Source organism: Streptomyces longisporus (genome assembly GCF_039532765.1).
Lineage (GTDB): Bacteria > Actinomycetota > Actinomycetes > Streptomycetales > Streptomycetaceae > Streptomyces > Streptomyces longisporus.
In genome coordinates this window covers 202,402-223,857 of record NZ_BAAASG010000007.1, presented here as the reverse complement: position 1 = coordinate 223,857, position 21,456 = coordinate 202,402, and the positions used below count along the sequence as shown (strand labels likewise).

The window sequence follows — 21,456 nt, the reverse complement described above, 5'->3', positions numbered from 1 at the left end:
ACCTGGGAGAGCAAGCGCTTAGCCAAGTTGCGCCGAGGTCGCTGTCGGGGCTCCGCACTCTTCACGCTAGCCTCGGCCACCGACAACGGCGCGTGCTGCGGACCGAGGGGTGTCATGAGCAGGCTGAACAGGACGGACCGTCCGTACGACATCGTGCTCTTCGGAGCCACGGGCTTCGTCGGGACGCTCACCGCGGAGTACCTCGCCGCGCATGCGCCCGACGATCTGCGCTGGGCGATCGCCGGCCGCAGTGAGCAGAAGCTGGAGCGGCTGCGCGAGCGGCTGCCCGGCAACGGGAAGGTCGGGGTGCTGCGGGCGGACGTGGCCGACCCGGCGTCACTGCGCGAACTCGCGGAGCACGCGCGTGTGGTGGCCACGACGGTGGGACCGTATGTGACGTACGGCGAAGAGCTGGTCGCCGCCTGCGCGGACAGCGGTGCGGACTATCTCGACCTCACCGGTGAGCCCGAGTTCGTCGACCTGACCTACGTCCGCCACGATGCACGCGCGCGTGAGACCGGTGCGCGGCTGGTGCACGCCTGCGGGTTCGACTCGATCCCCCATGACCTGGGCGCGTACTTCACCGTGCGGCAGCTGCCCGAGGGGGTGCCGCTGACGGTGGACGGGTTCGTGACGGCGGACGCCACCTTCTCCGGCGGGACGTTCGCCTCTGCCCTGAACCAGTTCTCGCGGGTGCGGCCGATGCTGGCCGCCGAGCGGGACCGCAAGCGGCACGAGCCGCGCCTGGTGGGGCGGCGGGCCGCCGCGCCCACGGGTGTGCCGCGGTTCGCGAAGGAGGTCGGCGCGTGGGCGCTGCCGCTGCCGACCATCGACGCGCAGATCGTGGGCCGCTCCGCGAAGGCCCTGGAGCGTTACGGCCCCGACTTCCGCTACCGCCACTACGCGGCGGTGCGGCACCTGCCCGTGGCCGTGGGCGGGATCGCGGCCGTCGGCGGCCTTTTCGCGGCCGCCCAACTGCCGCCCGCGCGGCGGTGGTTGTCCGACCGGCTCAAGCCCGGCGAGGGGCCGAGCGCCGAGAAGCGGGCGAAGAGCTGGTTCAAGGTCCGCTTCGTGGGCGAGGGCGGCGGCCGGCAGGTGCTCACGGAGGTCGCGGGCGGCGACCCCGGGTACGACGAGACGGCGAAGATGTTCGCCGAGTCGGCGCTGTCGCTGGCCTTCGACGACCTGCCCCCGACGGCCGGTCAGGTCACCACGGCGGTCGCGATGGGCGACGCACTGACCGAACGCCTGCGCAGGGCGGGCCTCACCTTCCGGGTGGCCGCAAGCCGCTGAGCAGGCCCCTCAGGACCAGCCGGCCACCGTGTAGAGCATCCCGGCGATCCAGCCGAGCCCCGCCAGCACGGCAAGGACCAGCGCGGCCGTCACGGCCCGCTCGACGGGACGGTTGGGATCGGCGAGGGGCTTCGAGGCACGGTGCGTCGTCATGAGCCACACCCTGCCGACCGACGCCCCGCACCCACATCCGTACGGGTACTCAGTCCGGGTACTCAGATCACCCGTCGAGCGGCTCCGGCGGCCGCTCGCCCAGCGCGACCGCGATCCGGTCCCGCACGGCGGGGTCGGCCGCGGCGGCGAGCCTCCAGGCGAGGGGGCCGATCTGCCACCCCGCGTGGTGGTCGAAGAACGGCGGAGGCCCGGCCTCGTTGTGGGCGACCTTGCCGACCAGCTCCGCGAGGCGGAACACGATCCGCTGCTCCGGCGTGAACTGTTCCTCGTCCGCCCATCCGCGGCGGACCAGCTCGAACACCTCGCGTCCATGGCTCCACCGGTCGCGGTCCCCCGCGAACTCCAGGGCCGCCTCGATCTCCGGCGTCCGCCGCTGCCCCAGGGCCGCCGCCCGCAGCACCCGGCCCGCCCAGGTCACCGGGTCGGACTGACGCTCGAACAGGGTGCGCCCCCACGACCGGGTGGGGTCCGCCGCCGCACGGTCGGCCAGGGGTTTCCTCGGGGCGGCGGCCTCCCGCAATGCCTTGCGGCACAACGCGTCCGCTCTGCGGGTCGTCTCCGGCAGGCGGTACTTCGGGGTGAGGACCAGGGTGTGGGCGCAGGCGTTGTCGAGGGTCACTCGGTGGCCCACCGACACGAAGACCGGCTTGACCGCGTCGCGGGTGCGGAGGGCGCGGCCGACCTCCTCGGTGTCCGCGAGGAGGGGCGAGGTGCTGCCGCGCGGGGTGGCCGGGTCGGCGTAGGTGAAGGTGAAGGGGTTCTTCGCGACGCCGATCGTGGGCAGGCCGGTCAGGACGCCGAGGTGGCCGGCGAGGCCGAAGCGGCGCGGGTGGGCCAGGCCGTAGCCGTCGCAGACGACCAGGCCGGGCGGGCACGGCAGGGCGTCGAGGGCGGCGAGGACGGTGGGGATCTCGCGGAAGGCGAGCAGACCAGGGACGTACGGGAAGGAGATGCGGCCGACCGCCGTGGCCTGCGCGACGACCTCCAGGGTCGCCGCGTCCAGGACGACCGCCGCGGCGGCGACGACGTCCCGCTCGTCGTCGTACGCCACGTCGACACCGGTGACATGGCCGGTGCCCGGCGGCGGCCCCGGCTCGTCGAGCACCACCTGTGCCCGCAGCCGGTCCTGTACGGCGCGGGCCTGTTCCTCGGTCGCGGGCCAGCCCGCGGGGATGCGTACGGTCGTCATGATGGGACGAGCGTACGGCCCCTGATCGGGCGGCGGACGCCTCGCCGCCGGGCGCAAGGACCCCCGCGACGGCGGGGGATCCTCGCTGTCGCGGGGGACGGGGAGCTCAGCCCTTCTTCGCGTTCAGCGCGCGCTGCAGCTGGTCCTTGTTCATGTTCGAACGGCCCTCGATACCGCGCTGCTTGGCCTCGTTGTACAACTGGTCGCGGGTGGGGCCCTGGGAGCCCTGGCCGGACCGCTGGCCACCGCGCTTGCCGGAGGACATGTCCTTCGTGGAGCTGCGGCTGGCGGACTTGGACTCGCCGGACCGGGCACGCTCCTTGTTGACCGTCCGCGCCGCGATCTCCTTGGCCCGTCCGGTGCTCTCACCCCGGTCCTGCGCGCTCTTCTTGATGTGCTCGTACTGGCGCTCACGCTTGGAGCTGGAACCTGCGGGCATGCTCGCTCACTCCTTTCGCAGTCCGCGACCGAGTACCCGCATTCACCCCATGCGTCACCGCTCCAGACGAGCCACCCTTCCCTGCTCCCCCGCCGCCCAGCAGCCCAGGTCCGCAGTGCAGTCCACGGTGTCGTACGACCCCGTGTCGACGGTCCGCCAGGTGCGGCCGCCGTCCGTGGTGAGGTCGGTGCCGGTGGGGCCGACCGCGAGGGCGGCGGTGCGGCTGTGCGGGAGCCAGGCGGCGCCGGAGCGATAGGCGGGCGGCGGGGTGTCGGCGGGCTGCCAGGTGCGGCCGCCGTCCGAGGTGCGGGCCGCGGCCTGCGGGGAGGCCTGGTCGGGGCGGTAGTCGCCGCCGACCGCGAGCCCATGGGTGCGGTCGCGGAAGGCGAGCGCGAAGACGCCCTTCGCCGGATCGCCCGCCGGGACCGGTGTGTCGGTGGCCGTCCAGGTGAGCCCGCGGTCGGCGGAGTGCAGCACGCGCGCGCGTGCACCGCCGCCGGTGGCCAGCCAGACGTCCGAGGGGCCGGAGGCGACCAGGCACTGCCCGCTCGCCGCGAAGCCCGCCTCGCCGTCCAGGGCGGCCGGCATGCCGTCGCTGGGGAGCACCTTCCAGGAGCGGCCCCCGTCGCCGGTCGACAGGATGCGGAACTTGCCGTCCACCGGGTCGCTCATGGCGAGGCCGTGGCGGCGGTCGAAGAAGGTGAGGCAGTCGTAGAAGGCCTTGGTGTCGGTGTTGCGGAAGGACTCGGTCCAGCTCGCGCCGCCGTCGTCGGTGCGGTACACGCGGGAGGCCTCGCCCTCGCCGATGGCCAGCACCACGGCGCGCCGCGCGTCGAACGCCTCGATGTCCCGGAACTGCAGCTCGCCGGCGCCCGGCGGCGAGACGTTCCGCCAGCTCGCCCCGCCGTCGGTGGTGCGCAGCACGGTGCCGCCGGTCCCGGCCACCCAGGCGGTGTCCCGGCTGACGGCCGCGAGCCCCCGGAAGCGCACACCGGTCGCGCCGGTGTCCTTGAGTTCCCAGTGCGGCGCTGGGTGCCCGGGCTGCTGTGCCTGTGCGGGTACGGCGGTCAGGGCGGCCAGCGCGGCCGAGCACACCGCCCCTGCGGCCACTGTCCGAAACGTACGTCTCATTCGTCGCGTGTTCCCCATACGCCTCATGGCGGGCGAAGCTATCCGACACCCCGGATCCCGTCCAGATGGCGGCCCTTTCCACAACTGCCCGTCGGTGCACGGGAAATGCACTGCGTCACTCCTGTGCATGAATGCGGTGACGCAGGTCACTCGGAATAGGTGTGCACGGATTGGCTGATTCCAGCGTCTCTAGCAGTGCCCGGCCCAATCCACTCGGAAGTCCGTCCAGACGTCACAAGGGAGCAAGGCGTTGTCCACCGTCATCGAACAACCCGTGGAGGCCCGCCTCGTCGCCGCCGCGCCGCGCATGCCGAGCATCCCTGCGAAGCTGCACTACGACCGCAGCGACCCGTTCGCGGTCCGTATGACCTTCCCGGCGCCTGCCACCCTGGAGGGCGTGGAGGTCTGCTGGACGTTCGCCCGCGACCTCCTCTCGGCCGGTCTGCACGAGCCGGAGGGCCACGGCGACGTGCGCGTGCGGCCGTACGGCTACGAGCGCACCGTCCTGGAGTTCCACGCGCCCGAGGGCACCGCCGTCGTGCACGTCCGGTCGCACGAGATACGCCGGTTCCTCGACGCCACGAGTGCACTGGTGCCGGTGGGGCTGGAGCATCTGCAGCTGGATCTGGACCATGACCTGGCGGAGCTGATTCGGGACGCCTGCTGAGCGCTCCGCGAGTGAAGCGCGATGGTCAGCAGCACCATCGTGGCTGGTCGCGTCCACGCGGCGAGCCCGCCAACCGGTACTGAATCAAGGCCCCCAGCCCCCGGTACGTCCCCGCTCCCAGCAGCTCCCGCGCGGCGCGGTGGACCAGGGCGTCGCTCCAGGGCGGCCGGCAGGTATCCGACATCAGCTGCCCGTGGCCGCGGCGGCCGCCGTGCGGGACGCGGTCACCGCCGAGTGCACCTCGGTGACGACCTTCCGCAGCGCGGGTGCCGCCGCCCCACTGCGCTCGGTCAGCTCCGCCACGCGCGCGTGGAGGCGTTTGCGGTCCTTGCCCGGCACCAGCGTGGGCAGCTCCGCGGCGGCGGCGAGGGCGACCACGGCCGCGTCCCGGTCAGAGACCTCCGCCACCGGCACCGGGCCCTCCAGAACCTGCCGTGCCCCCGCACGCAGCGCGTCCACGACGTCCGCCCGCGCCAGTACGTGCTCCACGCTCGGGAAGACCCCGAGGACCCGCTTCTTCTCCGCCCGCAGACAGCCCTCCGCCGTCAGTTGCTCCCGTACGGCGTCGAGGGTCACGCGCGCGTGCAGCGTCACCCAGGTCTGCCAGCGGTGCGGCCGGGACTCGCGGACCAGTTCCAGGAGCCCGTCAAGGACGGCGTCCCCGGTGAGGGAGTCCAGGTCGGCGGGCGTGGCGATGCCGTCCTCGTCGACGAGCAGACAGCGCTGGGCCAGTTCGGTGAGGGCGCCGGCCCGCACCAGATGGTGCAGGCGGGCGGCGGCGGTGACCTCGGCGGTGCGGGTGTCCCAGGCCAGCAGATAGAGCCGGGCGGGCAGGGAGAGCGGGCCGTTGGGCACGGGAACTCCTTCGTGCGGTGAGGGCGCAGAGCACGTTAATCCGTTGACAGTCCGCGGACCGCCTCCTACGGTGTACAGCGGTTCTGTTGCCGTCGATTGGAGAAGGACGTTGCTCGTCTGAGGTCCTGAGACACCGTGTCACACACATGAGGTGTGTGCGCTGCGTGCGACCTCGGCGTTCGAGCCGTCCTGACGGAGCAGGGCTTTTTTCGTGCCCCAGGGCTCTCCTCTCCCGTCGTAGGTCTCCGGTGTCTCGATACGCGTTTGCCCCTGACCGCACCGAGCAACCGCGAGGCCCGTATGTCTACTTCCCTCACTTGTACGTCCCTGTCCTTCACCTGGCCCGACGGCACCCCCGTCTTCGACGGCCTCGATGTCTCCTTCGCTCCCGGCCGGACGGGGCTCGTCGGCGTCAACGGATCCGGGAAATCGACCCTGTTGAAGCTGATCGCCGGTGAGCTCGCCCCGGCCGACGGCGCCGTACGCGTCGCGGGCGAGGTCGGCTACCTCCCGCAGAACGTCACGCTCGACACCGAGCTGCGCGTCGACGAGGCGCTCGGCATCGCCGCACAGCGGGCCGCGCTGCATGCCATCGAGGCGGGCGACGTGGCCGAGGAGCACTTCGAGACGGTCGGCGACGACTGGGACGTGGAGGAACGCGCGCTCGCCACGCTCGGCGAACTCGGCCTCGCGCACATCGAGTTGGACCGCACCATCGGCGAGGTGTCGGGCGGCGAGTCGGTGCTGCTGCGGCTGGCCGCACTGCTGCTGCGCCGCCCGGACGTCCTGCTCCTGGACGAGCCGACCAACAACCTCGACCTGTATGCGCGCAGGCGGCTCTACGCCGCCGTCGGGTCCTGGCCGGGAGTGATGGTCGTGGTCAGCCACGACCGCGAACTCCTGGAACTGGTCGACCAGATCGCCGATCTGCGCTCCGGGGAGGTCACCTGGTTCGGCGGCAACTACTCCGCGTACGAGGAGGCTCTCGCCGCCGAACAGGAGGCGGCCGAGCGGATGGTGCGCGTCGCGGAGGCCGACTTCAGGAAGCAGAAGCGCGAACTGGTCGACGCCCAGGTCAAGCTGGCCCGGCGCAAACGGTACGGGCAGAAGATGTGGGACCAGAAGCGCGAGCCGAAGATCGTCATGGGGGCGCGCAAGCGCGCGGCGCAGGAGTCCGCGGGCAAGCACCGCATCATGCACGAGGAGCGGCTCAGCGAGGCGAAGGAACGGCTCGACGAGGCGGTGGACGCCGTACGGGACGACGACGAGATCCGCGTCGACCTGCCGTACACGGCCGTACCGCCGGGCCGTACCGTCCTGACCCTCATGGACCTGCAGCTCGCGTACGGCGCGCGCGTGGCCGGTGGTCTTGATCTGCGCGGCCCGGAGCGGGTGGCGCTGATCGGGCGCAACGGCTCCGGCAAGACGACGCTGCTGCGCACCATCGCCGGGGAGCTGGCGCCGGTGGCGGGTGAGGCGCACGCGCACGTGCCGCTGCGTTTCCTGCCGCAGCGCCTCGACGTGCTCGACGGCGAGCTGTCGGTCGCCGAGAACGTGGCCCGGTTCGCGCCGGCCGCCACCAACAACCGGATCCGGGCGCGCCTTGCCCGCTTCCTGTTCCGGGGGGCCCGCGCCGACCAGAAGGCGGCCACCCTGTCCGGCGGGGAACGCTTCCGGGCGGCCCTGGCCGCTTTGATGCTGGCCGAACCCGCACCACAGCTGCTGATGCTCGACGAGCCGACGAACAACCTCGACATGGCGAGCGTGCGGCAGCTGACCTCGGCCCTGGAGTCGTACGAAGGGGCGCTGATCGTGGCCAGCCACGATCTGCCGTTCCTGGAGTCGATCGGGATCACCCGGTGGCTGCTGCTGGACGGCGAACTGCAGGAGACGACGCCTGAGGCGATCGGATAGCCGCCGATCGCGCGTCTCAGGAGGGGCACAGCCTGGCAACGAGGGTTTTGCCGTGGTGGATCGGCGCTGCATGATGGCGGACCGGGTGTCGCGTCATGGGCGCCCGGTCTGCCGTCCCGCCGATTCGGAGTTCCGTCGTGCCCAGCAAGAAGGCCCTCGTCCGCCGCCCGAGCCCCCGCCTCGCCGAAGGGCTGGTGACGCACATCGAGCGGGAGAAGGTCGACTTCGATCTCGCGGTCGAGCAGTGGGAGGCGTATGTCGAGGCCCTGCGCGAGCACGGCTGGGAGACGGTCGAGGTGGACCCGGAGGACGACTGCCCGGACTCCGTGTTCGTCGAGGACACCGTCGTCATGTACAAGAACGTCGCACTGATCACCCGGCCGGGCGCCGACTCCCGGCGGGAGGAGACGGCCGGTGTCGAGGAGGCCGTCGCCCGCCTCGGCTGCTCGGTCAACTGGATCTGGGAGCCGGGCACCCTGGACGGCGGCGACGTGCTGAAGATCGGCGACACGATCTACGTCGGCCGGGGCGGCCGCACCAACGCGGCCGGCGTCCAGCAGCTGCGGGCCGCCTTCGAGCCGCTGGGGGCGCGGGTCGTCGCCGTACCCGTGAGCAAGGTGCTGCATCTGAAGTCGGCGGTCACGGCGCTGCCTGACGGGACGGTGATCGGGCACATCCCCAAGGTGGACCGGCCGTCGCTGTTCCCGCGCTTCCTGTCGGTGCCCGAGGAGTCGGGCTCGCACGTGGTGCTGCTCGGCGGCAGCAAGCTGCTGATGGCGGCGAGCGCACCGAAGTCGGCGGAGCTGCTCGCCGACCTCGGTCACGATCCGGTCGTGGTGGACATCAGCGAGTTCGAGAAGCTCGAGGGCTGTGTGACATGTCTCTCGGTGCGCCTGCGGGAGCTGTACGCCTGACGGGTGCGGCGGTCACCCTTTCAGCCCTGGGACCTGCGGGTCCTGGGGCTTTTCGGGGTTCCTCGGAAGTTCTGGGAAACATGCCCTGATCAGGGATCTTTACAGCGTGCTTAACCTACGGCTTCGTAACCTACGGTTTCGTAGCCTACGATCCCGTAGGTTCGGCACCGCTCGCCGGCCTGTCCCCTTTGTTACGCGTCCCCCTGGAGTTCCCGTGACGATCACTTCCCCGCACCTCGGCAGCCCCGCCGTCTGGACCGACGCCAAGCTGCTGTACGCCCTGGAGGAAGTGGTCGAGACGGAACTCAACCGCCATCTGAAGGTCGCCAAGGACTGGATGCCGCACGAGTACGTGCCCTGGTCGGACGCCCGTAACTTCCCCGGTCTGTTCGAGGACGGCGAGGCCTGGGACAAGGAGCAGTCCAAGGTCACCGAGATCGGCCGGATCGCACTGGTCGTGAACCTGCTCACCGAGGACAACCTGCCCAGCTACCACCACGAGATCGCCTCGCTGTTCGGCCGTGACGGCGCCTGGGGCACCTGGGTGCACCGCTGGACCGCCGAGGAGGGCCGGCACGGCATCGTGATGCGCGACTATCTGCTCGCCTCGCGCGCGGTGGACCCGGACAAGCTCGAAGCGTTCCGCATGGCCCACATGAGCGAGGGCTTCGAGTCGGACAACCGGCACTCGATGCTGCACTCGGTCGCCTACGTGGCCTTCCAGGAGCTCGCGACCCGTATCTCGCACCGCAACACCGGCCACCAGTCCGGCGACCCGGTCTGCGACCGCATGCTGGCGCGGATCGCCACCGACGAGAACCTGCACATGGTCTTCTACCGCAATCTCCTCAAGGCCGCCTTCGAGCTGGCTCCCGACCTGACCATGCAGGCGGTCCGGGACGTCGTGGTGAACTTCCGGATGCCCGGCCACGGCATGCCCGGTTTCGAGCGGTTCGCCGCGCAGATGGCGATCGGCGAGGTCTACAACCTGCGCATTCACCACGACGACGTGCTCCAGCCGGTCCTGCGCTTCCTGAAGATCATGGAGATCGACGGCCTCGGCCCCGAGGGGCAGCAGGCCCAGGACGAACTCGGGCTGTTCCTGGGCGGGCTGGACGCGGAGGCCCTGAAGTTCGACGAGAAGCTCGCTGCACGCAAGGCGCGCATGGCGGCGCGCGCCGCAGGCTGACGGCACACCTGAGACCGGGCCCGGCTTCGGGCCGGGAAGCGGCCGGTACGCACGCGCGTACCGGCCGCTTCACCGTGTCGTCCGCCTGAGTTCGAGGCGTTCCTTCTCCGACAGGCCGCCCCAGACGCCGAAGCGTTCGTCGTTCTCCAGGGCGTACTCGAGGCAGGCCGGGCGCATCTCGCACATACCGCAGATGCGCTTCGCCTCACGCACCGAGCTGCCCGGCTCCGGAAAGAAGAAGTCCGCCCCCGTCTGCGCGCACAGCGCCTGAGCCTGGGCCTGCCAGGCGAAGTCGGCCGGGGTGATGGTGTCGATGTGCATGGACGAGATCGTGCCGGGGGCCGAAAAACGTTCGATCAACGCGTCATCAACGCCGCCCGGCGGGGCCCCCGGCCACCCTGATGGTGGCGCCCTGACCCACCGCGGCGCACGGCGGCGCGCGGAAGCCGGCGGAACCTGGGCTCCGGCAGCGATTGTCAGTGGGCGGTGCAAGACTCGGCAGTGCAGAGAACGGGACCCTTCCGAGGAGGGCGAAGATGCTCACCACCCGTTTCGTCAACGGCGCTCCCAACTGGCTCGACGTCGGCACCCCCGACATCGACGGCGCCATCTCCTTCTACGGCGGACTCTTCGGCTGGCGGTTCCAGTCGGCGGGGCCGGACGCCGGCGGATACGGCTTCTTCCAGCTGGACGGGAAGACCGCGGCGGGCGGAGTGCAGACCACGCCCGAGCAGGGCCCGCCGTCCTGGACGGTGTACTTCCAGAGCGGGAACGCCGAGGCCACCGCCAAGGCGGCCGAGCAGGCGCACGGCAGTGTGCTGATGCCGCCCATGGACGTGATGGGCGAGGGACACATGGCGGTCCTCGCCGACAAGGCGGGCGTGCCCTTCGGCATCTGGCAGCCCGGCCGGACGAAGGGCGTGGATGTGGCGAACGAGGCGGGGGCGCTGTCCTGGGTCGAGCTGTACACCCCGGACATCGCCGCGGCCGCCTGGTTCTACCACGAGACGCTGGGCCTGGAGACGGCGGCGGTGGACTTCCCCGGCGGCACGTACACGACCGTGAACCCCGCCGGGGGCGGTGAGGACTCCATGTTCGGCGGCATCGTCCCGCTCGCCGAGGACCCGTCGGAGGACCGCGCCTACTGGCTGCCGTACTTCGAGGTCGCCGACACGGACGCCACGGTCGCCAGGGCGCAGGAACTGGGCGGCGAGATCCGCGTCCCCGCCACCGACATCGAGGGCGTGGGCCGCTTCGCCAAACTCGCCGACCCCTACGGCGCCCGATTCGCGGTGATCAAGAGCGCAGCGCCGCAGACGTGAGGTGACGAGGAGGCCCGACGGTCATGCCAGCGGGACGGCCGCGCGCGCCTGGGCGACCGCGGCCGCCAGCTGCTGTTGCACCTGCTCGGGCAGCGGCGTGCCCTGAACGGTGCCGACCAGGTCCTGGGCCAGGACGTGCAGTTTGGTGTTGGTGTTCTGGGAGGCCGTGACGAGCACGGTCCACGCCAACTCGGGGCTCAGACTGAAGGAGGCCATCAGGATGCCGCGGGCCAGATCTATGGCGGGCCGGGTCTGCATCGCCCGTCGCAGCTCGGCGACCTCCTTGCGCAGCTCCTGATCGACCGCCTCCGGCGCGTTCAGTCCGTCACCGGCGGCATCCGGCCCGGTGCTCCCGGCATCGTCGGAGCCGGGGCGCGCGAACAGCTCCCGGGCGCCGGTCAGCTCCAGCAGCCGGTCGACCGGAGGGCCGCTGGAGGCGATGGTGATCGTCTTGCCCTCGTCGAGAGCCTTCCGTCGCAGACCGAGCAGCAGGTTGAGGCCGGAGCAGTCGCAGAAACCGATGGCGCTCAGGTCCAGGTCGATACCGCTCGCCGAGCCGTCCAGGGCCTCCGTCAGGCCGCGTTCGAGCTGTCGGCCGCCGTGGTCGAGCTCACCGCACACCCGGACGTTCATGCGATCGCCGTCCGGTACCACGTCGATCGTCACCAGGCATGTCTGCGCGGACTGCGCAGGCTCCGGCATGGCCTTCTCTCCCTCGAGTGCTCGTCCGTCTCCGCTCCCAAGGTTCCCCTCTTCCCCCGCACACGTCAAGAAATACATGAAATCCAGTACGTGCTTTTGAATGCGCGAATAGTGAGTCGCTACAGTTGGGACATGGATGGAGTGCCCGAGCCACACACCGGATGGACGTTCGTCACGAATCACGCGCGCGTACTGGCAGCAATCGCCGACAACCACAGCGCCCGGATCCGCGACATCGCCGCACGCTGCCGCCTCACCGAACGCGCCGTCCAGAAGATCATTTCCGACCTGGAAGAGGCCGGCTATCTCTCCCACACCAGGGAGGGACGGACCAACACCTACCGGATCGATCCCAGCAAGGTCCTGCGCCATCCGGCCGAGGCCGGACTGACCGTGGCAGCACTGCTCTCGCTGCTCGTGCAGGACGAGGCGGACCGCTCCGGCAGCTCGCCCAACAGCACACGGTCCCACGCCACGGCCTGACGTCACCACCGTCCGGCCCAGCCGCCCGCGCACGGCGGACACGCTGTCGATTCGGCTCAGGCCGAGGCCCGTCGCACGAGTGTCGTCGGCAGGACCACGCTGGACGGTGCGCCTGCGACGCCCTGGTCGGTGGAGCGGGAACCGAGGCGGCGCAGCAGCAGCCGGGCCATCAGCCGGCCCATCTCCTCGATGTCCTGACGCACCGTCGTCAGTGGCGGATCGCTCTGCTCGGCGACCGGCAGCATGTCGTCGAAGCCGATCACGGCGACGTCCTCGGGCACTCGCCGCCCGCGCTCGCGCAGCACGCGCAGGGCACCCGCCGCGGTGAGGTCGTTGGCGGCGAACACGGCGTCCAGGTCGGGGCGGCGCTCGAGGAGTTCGCGCATCGCCCGCTCACCGCCGGCCGGGGTGAAGTCGCTCTCGACGATGAGCCGGGGATCGGCGTCGACCATGACGTCCCGGAAGCCGTCGAGCCGGTCCGCCGCGGACGTCTGGTCGAGGGGCCCGGTGATGTGGGCGATCCGGGTCCGGCCGAGGCCGACGAGATGGCGTACGGCCTCGCGGGCGCCGCCGCGGTTGTCGCTGTCGACGTACACCACCCCGCTGCGGCCGTCGCTCCAGCCGGGCCGCCCACCGAACACGGTCGGCACGCCCGCGTGCTGGATCAGCCCGGGCAGCGGGTCGTCGAGGTGCAGGGAGAAGACGAGGGCACCGTCGACATGACCGCCGGCCAGGTAGCGGCCGACGCGGGCGTGGTCGTCGCGGCCCTCGGTGAGCAGCAGCACGAGCTGGTTGTCATGGGCCGTCAACTCCTTGCTGATGCCCCTCAGTTGCAACGCGAAGAAGGGGTCGGCGAAGACGCGGGTCTCCGGCTCGGCGATGACCACGGCCACGGCGTCGTGCCGTCTCGTCACCAGGCTGCGGGCGGCCTGGTTGGGCACGTACCCGAGTTCCTCCACCGCCCGCCGGACCCGCGCCACCAGGGGTTCCCTGACCCCGTCGCCGCCGTTCACCACGCGTGAGGCGGTCGCCCGGGACACGCCCGCCCGGGCGGCCACGGCCTCCAGTGTGGGGCGCGGCGCTGTGTCGGTCACTTCGGGCTCCTGCTCCTGCTCGGCGGTTGCCGATCAGGATAGCTCCGGGCGGGCGGCGCCGTGAGAGCGCTCTCGGATCATCGGGACGCGCCGTGGCGACCAGGTCTTCCCCCGCCGCGCTCGTCAGGGGGTTGCAGGCGGCTGCTTCTTCGCCCGGCTCGGCTGTACCCGCTTGGGCTCCCCCGGCATCTTGGGGTACTCGGGCGGATACGGCAGATCCCCCAGCCCGTGGTCGTGCTCGTCACGGCGGGCGAGTTCGAGCAGGGCCTCCAGCGAGAAGCGCCGGTCGTCCATGTCCGCGTGCACGTCGCCGAGTTCGGCGAAGCGCGCGGGCATGGTCGCGATGTCGAAGTCCCGCGGGTGCGCGACGCCCACCTCGTCCCACCTCAGGGGCGCCGAGACCGGGGCGTGCGGGCGGGGTCGTACGGAATAGGCGGAGGCGATGGTGCGGTCGCGGGCGGTCTGGTTGTAGTCGATGAAGATCTTCTCGCCCCGCTCCTCCTTCCACCACTTGATCGTCACGTGGTCCGGCATCCGGCGTTCCATCTCCCGGCCCACGGCGATGGCGGCGCGGCGCACCTGGGTGAAGGTCCAGCGCGGTTCGATCGGCACGAAGACATGCAGTCCGCGGCCGCCGGAGGTCTTCGGGAAGCCCTTGAGCCCGCCGAACTCGTCGAGGACGACGCGCAGTTCATGGGCGGCGCGGACGGCGTCGTCGTAGTCGGTGCCGGGCTGCGGGTCGAGGTCGATGCGCAGTTCGTCGGGGCGGTCCACGTCGTCGCGGCGCACCGGCCAGGGGTGGAAGGTGAGCGTGCCGTACTGGGCGGCCCACAGGACGGCGGCCTCCTCGGTGGGGCACATCTCGTCGGCGCTGCGACCGCTGGGGAAGGTGATGTGGGCGGTCGGGATCCAGTCGGGCATGTTCTTGGGCGCCCGTTTCTGGAAGAAGTTCTCGCCGTTCACCCCCTCCGGGTAGCGCTCCAGGGTGGTGGGCCGGTCGCGCAGGGCGCGCAGGATGCCGGGGCCGACCGCGATGTAGTACCGGGCGAGGTCCAGCTTGGTGAAACCGCGCTCCGGGAAGAAGATCTTGTCCGGGCTGGACAGGCGGACGGTGCGGCCGCCCGCTTCCAGCTCCACCGCTTCACCCATGCGGCCACGGTAGGCGCACCTCGTAAACCTCGCATACCGGGCGACAAGCGGCGTATGCGAGCAGAATCGGAACCATGGATCTGCCGGTGATGCCGCCCGTGAAGCCGATGCTCGCCAAGTCGGTGGCAAGAATCCCGCCGGACATGCACTACGAGGCGAAGTGGGACGGCTTCCGGGCGATCGTGTTCCGCGACGGGACCGAGGTCGAGCTCGGCAGCCGTACGGGCAAGCCGCTGACCAGGTACTTCCCCGAGCTGGTGACCGCGGTGAAGGAACGGGTGCCCGAGCGGTGCGTGCTGGACGGGGAGATCGTCATCGCCCGGGAGGGCCGTCTTGACTTCGACGCGCTCACCGAGCGCATCCACCCGGCGGACTCCCGGGTGCGGATGCTCGCGGAGAAGACCCCGGCGTCCTTCGTGGCCTTCGATCTGCTGGCCCTGGCGGACGAGTCACTGCTCGACGTGCAGCTGACCGACCGGCGGGCACTGCTGGAGCGGGCGCTGGCCGAGGTCACCGCGCCGGTCCACCTCGCGCCGGCCACCACCGACATCGACGTGGCGCAGAGCTGGTTCGAGCAGTACGAGGGGGCGGGCCTGGATGGCGTCATCGCCAAGCCGCTCACCCTGCGGTATCTCCAGGACGAGCGCGCCATGTACAAGATCAAGCACGAGCGCACGGCGGACGTCGTCGTCGCGGGCTACCGCTTCCACAAGAGCGGCCCGATCGTGGGCTCACTGCTGCTCGGCCTCTACGACGACCGGGGCGCCCTGCAGCACGTGGGCGTGTCGGCGGCGTTCCCGATGAAGCGGCGCGCGGAGCTGATCGAGGAACTGGAGCCCTTGCGGATGGAGGACGCCGCGGGGCACCCCTGGGCGGCCTGGTCCGACGAGACGGCGCACGAGACGGCCCGGCTGCCGGGTGCCCCGAGCCGCTGGTCGAGCAAGAAGGACCTGTCCTGGGTGCCGCTGAGACCGGAGCGGGTTGCCGAGGTGGCGTACGACCACATGGAGAACGGGGCCCGGTTCCGGCACACGGCCCGCTTCCGCCGCTGGCGCCCGGACCGCACCGCACAGAGCTGCACCTACGCCCAGCTGGAGGAGCCGGTGCGGTACGACCTCGCGGAGATCTTCGGGGCTGGGGCTTGACCGGCGGTGCCACAGCTGCCCTGGGGCTCCGCCCCAGACCCCCGTTCGGCCTGAACGGCCTCGTCCTCAAACGCCGGACGGGCTGATGCCCTACGGCGTCATGAGTACCTTGACCGCGCCGTCCTGCTTGCGCTGGAACATCTCGTACGCGTGCGGGGCGTCGGTCAGCGGCAGCCGGTGGGTGGCGAAGTCGTCGACGCCGAGGGGGTCCTCGTCCGTCAGATACGGGATGATCTCGTCGCTCCAGTGGCGCACGTTGGCCTGGCCCATGCGGATCTGGATCTGCTTGTCGAACATGGTGAGCAGCGGCATCGGATCGGCCGTTCCGCCGTAGACGCCGACGAGGGAGAGGGTGCCGCCGCGGCGGACCAGTTCGATGGCGGTGTGCAGGGCGGCGAGGCGGTCGATGCTGAAGCGTTCGGCGAGCGGGCCCGCGATCTTGCGGGGCAGCAGCGCCGAGGCCTGCTGGGCCAGCCGTGCGGCCGCGCTGCCGTGGGCCTCGGTGCCGACCGCGTCGATCACGGCGTCGGGCCCGCGCCCGTCGGTCTCGTCACGGATCGCCTGGACGAGCTCCTTCTCGCTGTCGAAGCTCCGCAGGTCGTACGTCTCCACGCCGCGCGCCTTCGCCCGGCGCAGCCGCTCGCCCACCAGGTCCACCCCGAACACCCGCCCGGCGCCGCGCACTTGGGCGACACGGCAGGCCATGTCACCGATCGGCCCGAGACCGAGCACCGCGACGCTGCCGCCCTCGGGGATCCCCGCGTACTCGACCGCCTGCCAGGCGGTGGGCAGGACGTCGGACAGATAGACGAAACGGTCGTCGGGCGGACCTTCCGGGACCTTGATCGGCCCGTACTGCGCCTGCGGCACCCGCAGGTACTCGGCCTGGGCGCCCGGCACCGCGCCGTACAGGCGGGTGTAGCCGAAGAGAGCCGCACCCATGCCCTCGCCGGTCACCTGTGTGGTCTCGCACTGCGTCGGCAGCCCCGTCAGACACATCCAGCAGTTGCCGCACGCGATCTGGAACGGCACCACCACCCGGTCGCCCGCCGCGAGGTCCGGCACCGCGGCCCCGACCTCCTCGACGATGCCCATCGGTTCGTGCCCGAGGATGTCACCCGGTGTCATGAACGGTGTGAGGACCTCGTACAGATGCAGATCGGAGCCGCACAGCCCCGTCGAGGTGATGCGGATGACGGCGTCGGTCGGCTCCTGGATGCCCGGATCGGGCACCTCCTCCACCCGTACGTCCCGCTTCCCCTGCCAGGTCACAGCCTTCATCGCGTGGCGCTCCCTCCATCGCACAGGTGTGTCTGCTCCTGCGGTGCCGCCCGGGTACCCGCCCCGCCGCTTCCCGAAGCGGGATCGGGAGCACAGCCCGAAACAGGGCCCGGCGCCGGTCAGGGCCAATGGGCGTATCGAACGCGCGCAATCAGAACCGAGCGGGTATGGGCATCAATGAACGTATAAGCGCACAATCACTGACACGGGATGTGGTGGCCACGGTGAGCACGGGACGGTGGGCGCGTCCGCGACGCGCCTCGATGACAGTGGCGCTGCTGGCCGCCACGACGACGGCCGCGCTGGCGGCGGGCTGCACACATCAGCACGGCCCGGCGCAGGACGGCCGCGGCCGGACGCAGACCCCCAGGCAGCCGCGGGAGACCGCCGCGGGCGCCCCCGTACTCGCCGTGAAGATCGACAACGCGCCCGAGGCCCGGCCCCAGACGGGGCTCGACTCGGCGGACGTCGTGTACGCGGAACAGGTCGAGGGCGGCCTGAGCCGTCTGATGGCCGTGTACGCGAGCACGCTGCCCAAGGTCGTCGGGCCGGTGCGCAGCGCCCGGGAGTCCGATCTGGAGCTGCTGCGCCAGTTCCACCGTCCGGTGCTCGCCTTCTCCGGGGCGCAGCACAAGCTGCTGCCGCTGATCAACAGCGCGCCCCTGCAGCCGGAGCCACCCGAGAAGGCGCCCAGCGCCTACTTCCGCGGCACCGACAGACCCGCACCGCACAACCTGTATCTGCACCCTGCCCGCCTGATGTCGTCGCCACCGGGCGCGAAGGCGCTGACCACCGGTTTCCGCTACGGCGCCGCACCGGCCGGCGGCAGACCGGAGAACACCCGCACCATCCGCTTCCCGGCCGCCGGCTTCACCTTCACCTGGTCCGCGGGCCTGCACCGCTACCTCGTCACGATGGACGGGAAACCCACCACGACGACCGACGGAAAGCGGGTGGCACCGGCGACGGTCGTCGTGCAGTACGTGAAGGTGCGCCAGTCCGCCTTCCACGACCGCCTCGGCAACAACACGCCGTACACCGAGACGGTCGGCTCCGGAAAGGCGCAGGTCCTGCGCGACGGACGGGTCTACGACGTCAACTGGCAGCGCGGGAAAGCCACCGACGGCACACGGTTCACGACGAGGGACGGCAAGCCGGCCGACTTCGCGCAGGGCCAGGTATGGGTGCTGCTGACGAAGGCACCGGGCTAGGGCCGGTGCGCTCAGCCCTGTGCCACGAGGGGTTCCGTCGGGTTGCGGAGCCCCTCGGCCGCATCGGCGACCCGCCGGATGAGGTCGAAGAACACCGACTGCTCCTCGGCGGAGAGCGGGGCCAGGAAGACCTGGTTCATCCGGGCCGTGCGCACCGTCAGCTTGCGGTGGGTGCGCACACCGTCCTCGGTCAGGCGCAGCAGGAAACGGCGGCCGTCCTGCGGATCACGCACCTTGTCGAGCAGCCCGCGGCGCCCGAGCCGGCTGATCACCTCGGCGATCGTCGACCGGTCGAGGCCCACCCGCTCCCCCACCGTGCGCTGGTCCAGGCCCGGCTCGGCGACGAGCGCGTTGAGGACCGCGAACTGCGGCGAGGTGATCTCCTCCGAGACCATCGTGTTCCACAGCAGGTAGTGGGCCTGCTGCAGTCGCCGGGCCAGGTGCCCGGGGTGGGTGGTGAGGTCCACCGCGGCCATGTGCGCTCCCGAGGTCGAATTCGTTGGTGCACTGAACGATACCGGTCGCCCACTCGACTGTCTGTAGAGCTGCCCCCGGCTACTGACCTTGTGGTTCTCGGGGGTCTTGACGTCCGGCGGCTCCGGTGGCAGCGTGAAGGAAACTTCACCGAAATACTCAGTGCCCTGATTAATTCGTGACCGGGCGCTCGGACGGGATGGGGCTTCACGGATGGACAAGGTGGTCGCCACGGCCGCGGAGGCGGTGGCGGATGTGCCGGAGGGTGCATCGCTCGCGGTGGGCGGGTTCGGGCTGAGCGGTGTGCCGAACGTGCTGATCGGGGCGTTGTACGAGCGGGGCGTGTCCGGGCTGAGCGTGGTCTCCAACAACTGCGGGGCGATGGAGACGGGCCTTGCGGTCCTGCTCGCGGCCGGGCGCATCGCGCGGGTGACCGGCTCCTACATCGGGGCGAACAAGGAGTTCGCGCGGCAGTACCTGGCCGGGGAGCTGGAGGTGGAGCTGATCCCGCAGGGCACGCTGGCGGAGCGGCTGCGCGCGGGCGGGGCCGGAATCCCGGCCTTCTACACCCCGGCCGGGGTGGGCACACAGGTCGCCGACGGCGGACTGCCCTGGCGCTACGACGGCCAGGGCGGGGTCGCACTGGCCTCGCCGCCGAAGGAGGTGCGGGAGTTCGACGGCACCGAGTATGTGCTGGAGCGCGGCATCCGCACCGACTTCGCGCTGGTCCGGGCGGCCAAGGGCGACCGGCACGGGAACCTGGTGTTCAACAAGTCCACCCGCAACTTCAACCCCCTCGCCGCGATGGCCGGGCGGGTCACGATCGCCGAGGTGGAGGAGCTGGTGGAACCCGGCCAGATCGATCCGGACGCGGTGCATCTGCCGGGGATCTTCGTGCAGCGGGTGGTCGCCCTGACACCGGAGCAGACAGGCGACAAGAAGATCGAGCAGCGGACGGTGAGCAGCTGATGGCCTGGACACGCGAGCAGATGGCCGCGCGGGCCGCGCGCGAGCTGGAGGACGGGCAGTACGTCAATCTCGGCATCGGGCTGCCGACGCTGATCCCGAACTACCTCCCGGCGGGCGTGGAGGTGGTGCTGGAGTCGGAGAACGGGATCCTCGGCACCGGCCCCTACCCCACCGAGGACGCCGTCGACCCGGATCTGATCAACGCCGGCAAGGAGACCGTGACCGTCCTGCCGGGGGCGTCCTTCTTCGATTCGGCACTGTCGTTCTCGATGATCCGGGGCGGGCACATCGATGTCGCGGTGCTGGGCGCGATGCAGGTCTCCGCGCGTGGCGACCTGGCGAACTGGGCCGTCCCGGGGAAGCTGATCACCGGGATCGGCGGGGCGATGGACCTGGTGCACGGGGCGCGCACGGTGATCGTGGTGATGACCCACACCGCCAAGGACGGCGCGGCGAAGATCCTCGAGGAGTGTGCGTTGCCGTTGACCGGCAAGGCGTGTGTGAACCGAGTCATCACCGATCTCGGCGTGATCGACGTGACACCGGACGGGCTCGTGTTGACCGAGGTCGCCCCCGGCGTGAGCCTCGACGAGGTCATCACCCGGACCGGCGCCAAGCTGACCGTTGCGGAGGACCTGCTGTGAACACGGTTTACATCGTCGACGCGGTGCGCACCCCGATCGGCCGCTACAACGGCGGCCTCGCCTCCGTCCGCCCGGACGACCTGGCCGCCCACGCGATCCGTGAACTCCTCGCCCGGACACCGCAGTTGGAGCCCTCCCGGATCGAGGACGTGTACTTCGGCAACGCGAACGGGGCGGGCGAGGAGAACCGCAACGTCGCCCGTATGGCCGGCCTGCTGGCCGGGCTGCCGACCTCCGTGCCCGGGGTGACCGTCAACCGGCTGTGCGCCTCCGGCCTGGAGGCGGTCGTCCAGGCGGCCCGCGCCATCGCGGTCGGCGACGCCCACATCGCCGTCGCCGGGGGCGTGGAGTCGATGACCCGCGCCCCGTACGTGCTGCCGAAGAACGACAAGCCTTTCCCGGCCGCCCACACCGAGCTGTACTCCACCACGCTGGGCTGGCGCATGGTCAACCCGCAGATGGACCCGCAGTGGACCATCCCGCTCGGCGAGTCGGCCGAACTGATCGCCGACAAGCACAAGATCAGCCGGGAGCAGCAGGACGAGTTCGCGCTCGCCTCGCACCAGAAGGCGACCGCCGCCCAGCAACAGGGCTTGTTCGACGCGGAGTCGGCCCCCGTCTCCATCCCGCAGCGCAAGGGCGACCCGGTCGCTTTCGCCGCCGACGAATCGGTACGCGCGGACGCCTCCCTCGCCGCGATGGCCAAGCTGAAGCCGTCCTTCCGTAAGGACGGGGGCACGGTCACCGCGGGCAACGCCTCGCCCCTGAACGACGGCGCCGCCGCCCTGCTGCTGGTCGACGAGGAGGGCCTGGCAGCGGTCGGCCGCGAGCCGCTGGCCCGTGTCTCGGCGACCGGCGTCAACGCCGTCGACCCGCACTACTTCGGCCTCGCCCCGGTCGAGGCCGTCAACCGGGCCCTGGCCAAGGCGGGCAGGACCTTCGCCGACCTGTCCGTGCTGGAGCTGAACGAGGCGTTCGCCGCCCAGGTGCTGGGCTGCGTCGCCGAATGGCCCGAGTTCGACCCCGCGATCCTCAACCCGCAGGGCGGCGCCATCGCCCTCGGTCACCCGCTCGGTGCCTCCGGTGCCCGGCTCGCCGGGACCGTCGCGCACCAGCTCGCCCGCCGCGGCTCCGGCACCGGCGTCGCCACCCTCTGCATCGGCGTCGGCCAGGGCCTCGCCCTGGTCCTCGAACGTTGAGAACACCCAGGCGTCAAG

At 71.2% G+C, this 21,456-nt stretch carries 22 protein-coding genes and 1 pseudogene; 12 read left to right on the top strand and 11 right to left on the bottom strand.

Translation table 11 applies throughout. The features are described 5' to 3' along the window. The first annotated feature begins 114 nt into the window (after positions 1-114). Positions 115-1,293: a saccharopine dehydrogenase family protein gene (locus tag ABD355_RS12590; RefSeq protein ID WP_344400297.1), complete on the top strand. Its 1,179-nt coding sequence runs from the start codon at positions 115-117 to the stop codon at positions 1,291-1,293. Between the two features lie 9 nt (positions 1,294-1,302). Here the strand turns inward: ABD355_RS12590 and mmpA are convergent, their stop codons facing one another. The 4 genes and pseudogenes from mmpA to ABD355_RS12570 all read right to left on the bottom strand — a co-directional run bounded on the left by mmpA (position 1,303) and on the right by ABD355_RS12570 (position 4,226). Beyond that, positions 1,303-1,446, bottom strand: a complete 144-nt coding sequence (mmpA, locus tag ABD355_RS12585) for a morphogenic membrane protein MmpA (protein WP_181922587.1) — start codon at positions 1,444-1,446, stop codon at positions 1,303-1,305. Positions 1,447-1,972: 526 nt separating this feature from the next. Continuing rightward, positions 1,973-2,656, bottom strand: a pseudogene (locus ABD355_RS12580) (endonuclease V); the annotation flags it as partial. 106 nt (positions 2,657-2,762) lie between these two features. Next, a complete protein-coding gene (locus tag ABD355_RS12575) occupies positions 2,763-3,095 on the bottom strand; it encodes a plasmid stabilization protein (protein WP_344400296.1) in 333 nt (110 codons plus the stop codon). A 54-nt stretch (positions 3,096-3,149) separates the two neighbouring features. After that, positions 3,150-4,226, bottom strand: a complete 1,077-nt coding sequence (locus ABD355_RS12570) for a WD40/YVTN/BNR-like repeat-containing protein (RefSeq protein ID WP_344400295.1) — start codon at positions 4,224-4,226, stop codon at positions 3,150-3,152. Between the two features lie 250 nt (positions 4,227-4,476). Between ABD355_RS12570 and ssgD the strand changes: the two genes are divergently transcribed. After that, on the top strand, positions 4,477-4,893 hold the full coding sequence (gene ssgD, locus ABD355_RS12565; RefSeq protein WP_344400294.1) for a spore wall synthesis regulator SsgD: 417 nt from the start codon (positions 4,477-4,479) through the stop codon (positions 4,891-4,893). A gap of 183 nt (positions 4,894-5,076) precedes the next feature. Here the strand turns inward: ssgD and ABD355_RS12560 are convergent, their stop codons facing one another. Beyond that, complete coding sequence (locus tag ABD355_RS12560; RefSeq protein WP_344400293.1) at positions 5,077-5,748, bottom strand: GOLPH3/VPS74 family protein; 672 nt, start codon at positions 5,746-5,748, stop codon at positions 5,077-5,079. Positions 5,749-6,048: 300 nt separating this feature from the next. Here ABD355_RS12560 and ABD355_RS12555 point away from each other — a divergent pair, with 300 nt between their 5' ends. The 3 genes from ABD355_RS12555 to ABD355_RS12545 all read left to right on the top strand — a co-directional run bounded on the left by ABD355_RS12555 (position 6,049) and on the right by ABD355_RS12545 (position 9,765). Continuing rightward, entirely contained in the window at positions 6,049-7,662 is a 1,614-nt protein-coding gene (locus tag ABD355_RS12555) for an ABC-F family ATP-binding cassette domain-containing protein (RefSeq protein WP_344400292.1), read from the top strand. Between the two features lie 137 nt (positions 7,663-7,799). Next, positions 7,800-8,576 carry a dimethylargininase gene (gene ddaH / locus ABD355_RS12550; RefSeq protein ID WP_344400291.1) on the top strand — a complete coding sequence of 259 codons (777 nt, stop codon included), beginning with the start codon at positions 7,800-7,802 and terminating at the stop codon, positions 8,574-8,576. Positions 8,577-8,790: 214 nt separating this feature from the next. After that, positions 8,791-9,765 (top strand): acyl-ACP desaturase, encoded by a 975-nt coding sequence (locus ABD355_RS12545; protein ID WP_344400290.1) that lies wholly within the window; start codon positions 8,791-8,793, stop codon positions 9,763-9,765. 69 nt (positions 9,766-9,834) lie between these two features. On the opposite strand, the gene ABD355_RS12540 is transcribed toward ABD355_RS12545, so the two are convergent. Further along, a complete protein-coding gene (locus ABD355_RS12540; RefSeq protein ID WP_344400289.1) occupies positions 9,835-10,086 on the bottom strand; it encodes a WhiB family transcriptional regulator in 252 nt (83 codons plus the stop codon). A 215-nt stretch (positions 10,087-10,301) separates the two neighbouring features. Here ABD355_RS12540 and ABD355_RS12535 point away from each other — a divergent pair, with 215 nt between their 5' ends. Further along, entirely contained in the window at positions 10,302-11,087 is a 786-nt protein-coding gene (locus ABD355_RS12535; protein ID WP_344400288.1) for a VOC family protein, read from the top strand. Positions 11,088-11,108: 21 nt separating this feature from the next. On the opposite strand, the gene ABD355_RS12530 is transcribed toward ABD355_RS12535, so the two are convergent. Next, a complete protein-coding gene (locus ABD355_RS12530; RefSeq protein ID WP_344400287.1) occupies positions 11,109-11,789 on the bottom strand; it encodes an ANTAR domain-containing protein in 681 nt (226 codons plus the stop codon). 132 nt (positions 11,790-11,921) lie between these two features. Between ABD355_RS12530 and ABD355_RS12525 the strand changes: the two genes are divergently transcribed. After that, positions 11,922-12,272 carry a helix-turn-helix transcriptional regulator gene (locus tag ABD355_RS12525; protein ID WP_344400286.1) on the top strand — a complete coding sequence of 117 codons (351 nt, stop codon included), beginning with the start codon at positions 11,922-11,924 and terminating at the stop codon, positions 12,270-12,272. Between the two features lie 56 nt (positions 12,273-12,328). Here the strand turns inward: ABD355_RS12525 and ABD355_RS12520 are convergent, their stop codons facing one another. Then, complete coding sequence (locus tag ABD355_RS12520) at positions 12,329-13,366, bottom strand: LacI family DNA-binding transcriptional regulator (protein WP_344400285.1); 1,038 nt, start codon at positions 13,364-13,366, stop codon at positions 12,329-12,331. Between the two features lie 123 nt (positions 13,367-13,489). Further along, a complete protein-coding gene (gene ligD / locus ABD355_RS12515; RefSeq protein WP_344400284.1) occupies positions 13,490-14,515 on the bottom strand; it encodes a non-homologous end-joining DNA ligase in 1,026 nt (341 codons plus the stop codon). 74 nt (positions 14,516-14,589) lie between these two features. Between ligD and ABD355_RS12510 the strand changes: the two genes are divergently transcribed. Further along, a complete protein-coding gene (locus ABD355_RS12510) occupies positions 14,590-15,660 on the top strand; it encodes an ATP-dependent DNA ligase (protein WP_344400283.1) in 1,071 nt (356 codons plus the stop codon). 90 nt (positions 15,661-15,750) lie between these two features. Here the strand turns inward: ABD355_RS12510 and ABD355_RS12505 are convergent, their stop codons facing one another. Then, a complete protein-coding gene (locus tag ABD355_RS12505; RefSeq protein ID WP_344400282.1) occupies positions 15,751-16,941 on the bottom strand; it encodes a zinc-dependent alcohol dehydrogenase in 1,191 nt (396 codons plus the stop codon). 263 nt (positions 16,942-17,204) lie between these two features. Between ABD355_RS12505 and ABD355_RS12500 the strand changes: the two genes are divergently transcribed. Continuing rightward, complete coding sequence (locus tag ABD355_RS12500; protein WP_344401193.1) at positions 17,205-18,152, top strand: DUF3048 domain-containing protein; 948 nt, start codon at positions 17,205-17,207, stop codon at positions 18,150-18,152. An 11-nt stretch (positions 18,153-18,163) separates the two neighbouring features. On the opposite strand, the gene ABD355_RS12495 is transcribed toward ABD355_RS12500, so the two are convergent. Continuing rightward, entirely contained in the window at positions 18,164-18,628 is a 465-nt protein-coding gene (locus ABD355_RS12495; protein ID WP_344400281.1) for a MarR family winged helix-turn-helix transcriptional regulator, read from the bottom strand. Between the two features lie 211 nt (positions 18,629-18,839). Between ABD355_RS12495 and ABD355_RS12490 the strand changes: the two genes are divergently transcribed. From ABD355_RS12490 to ABD355_RS12480, 3 genes are read left to right on the top strand one after another with little or no spacing between them, the layout of a single operon-like run. Continuing rightward, positions 18,840-19,595: a CoA transferase subunit A gene (locus tag ABD355_RS12490; RefSeq protein WP_344400280.1), complete on the top strand. Its 756-nt coding sequence runs from the start codon at positions 18,840-18,842 to the stop codon at positions 19,593-19,595. Next, positions 19,595-20,239, top strand: coding sequence for a CoA transferase subunit B (locus ABD355_RS12485; RefSeq protein ID WP_344400279.1), 645 nt, complete (start codon positions 19,595-19,597; stop codon positions 20,237-20,239). The genes ABD355_RS12490 and ABD355_RS12485 overlap by 1 nt, the downstream gene beginning before the upstream one ends. Beyond that, positions 20,236-21,438 carry a thiolase family protein gene (locus tag ABD355_RS12480; RefSeq protein ID WP_344400278.1) on the top strand — a complete coding sequence of 401 codons (1,203 nt, stop codon included), beginning with the start codon at positions 20,236-20,238 and terminating at the stop codon, positions 21,436-21,438. The genes ABD355_RS12485 and ABD355_RS12480 overlap by 4 nt, the downstream gene beginning before the upstream one ends. Positions 21,439-21,456 lie beyond the last annotated feature (18 nt).

What these genes read in the sequence shown, in the direction of transcription:
- ABD355_RS12590 (WP_344400297.1), top strand. Translation starts at nt 115, where the DNA reads ATGAGCAGGCTGAACAGGACGGACCGTCCGTACGACATCGTGCTCTTC.
- mmpA (WP_181922587.1), bottom strand. Translation starts at nt 1,446, where the DNA reads ATGACGACGCACCGTGCCTCGAAGCCCCTCGCCGATCCCAACCGTCCC.
- ABD355_RS12575 (WP_344400296.1), bottom strand. Translation starts at nt 3,095, where the DNA reads ATGCCCGCAGGTTCCAGCTCCAAGCGTGAGCGCCAGTACGAGCACATC.
- ABD355_RS12570 (WP_344400295.1), bottom strand. Translation starts at nt 4,226, where the DNA reads ATGAGACGTACGTTTCGGACAGTGGCCGCAGGGGCGGTGTGCTCGGCC.
- ABD355_RS12555 (WP_344400292.1), top strand. Translation starts at nt 6,049, where the DNA reads ATGTCTACTTCCCTCACTTGTACGTCCCTGTCCTTCACCTGGCCCGAC.
- ABD355_RS12540 (WP_344400289.1), bottom strand. Translation starts at nt 10,086, where the DNA reads ATGCACATCGACACCATCACCCCGGCCGACTTCGCCTGGCAGGCCCAG.
- ABD355_RS12535 (WP_344400288.1), top strand. Translation starts at nt 10,302, where the DNA reads ATGCTCACCACCCGTTTCGTCAACGGCGCTCCCAACTGGCTCGACGTC.
- ABD355_RS12530 (WP_344400287.1), bottom strand. Translation starts at nt 11,789, where the DNA reads ATGCCGGAGCCTGCGCAGTCCGCGCAGACATGCCTGGTGACGATCGAC.
- ABD355_RS12525 (WP_344400286.1), top strand. Translation starts at nt 11,922, where the DNA reads ATGGATGGAGTGCCCGAGCCACACACCGGATGGACGTTCGTCACGAAT.
- ligD (WP_344400284.1), bottom strand. Translation starts at nt 14,515, where the DNA reads ATGGGTGAAGCGGTGGAGCTGGAAGCGGGCGGCCGCACCGTCCGCCTG.
- ABD355_RS12510 (WP_344400283.1), top strand. Translation starts at nt 14,590, where the DNA reads ATGGATCTGCCGGTGATGCCGCCCGTGAAGCCGATGCTCGCCAAGTCG.
- ABD355_RS12505 (WP_344400282.1), bottom strand. Translation starts at nt 16,941, where the DNA reads ATGAAGGCTGTGACCTGGCAGGGGAAGCGGGACGTACGGGTGGAGGAG.
- ABD355_RS12500 (WP_344401193.1), top strand. Translation starts at nt 17,205, where the DNA reads ATGACAGTGGCGCTGCTGGCCGCCACGACGACGGCCGCGCTGGCGGCG.
- ABD355_RS12495 (WP_344400281.1), bottom strand. Translation starts at nt 18,628, where the DNA reads ATGGCCGCGGTGGACCTCACCACCCACCCCGGGCACCTGGCCCGGCGA.
- ABD355_RS12490 (WP_344400280.1), top strand. Translation starts at nt 18,840, where the DNA reads ATGGACAAGGTGGTCGCCACGGCCGCGGAGGCGGTGGCGGATGTGCCG.
- ABD355_RS12485 (WP_344400279.1), top strand. Translation starts at nt 19,595, where the DNA reads ATGGCCTGGACACGCGAGCAGATGGCCGCGCGGGCCGCGCGCGAGCTG.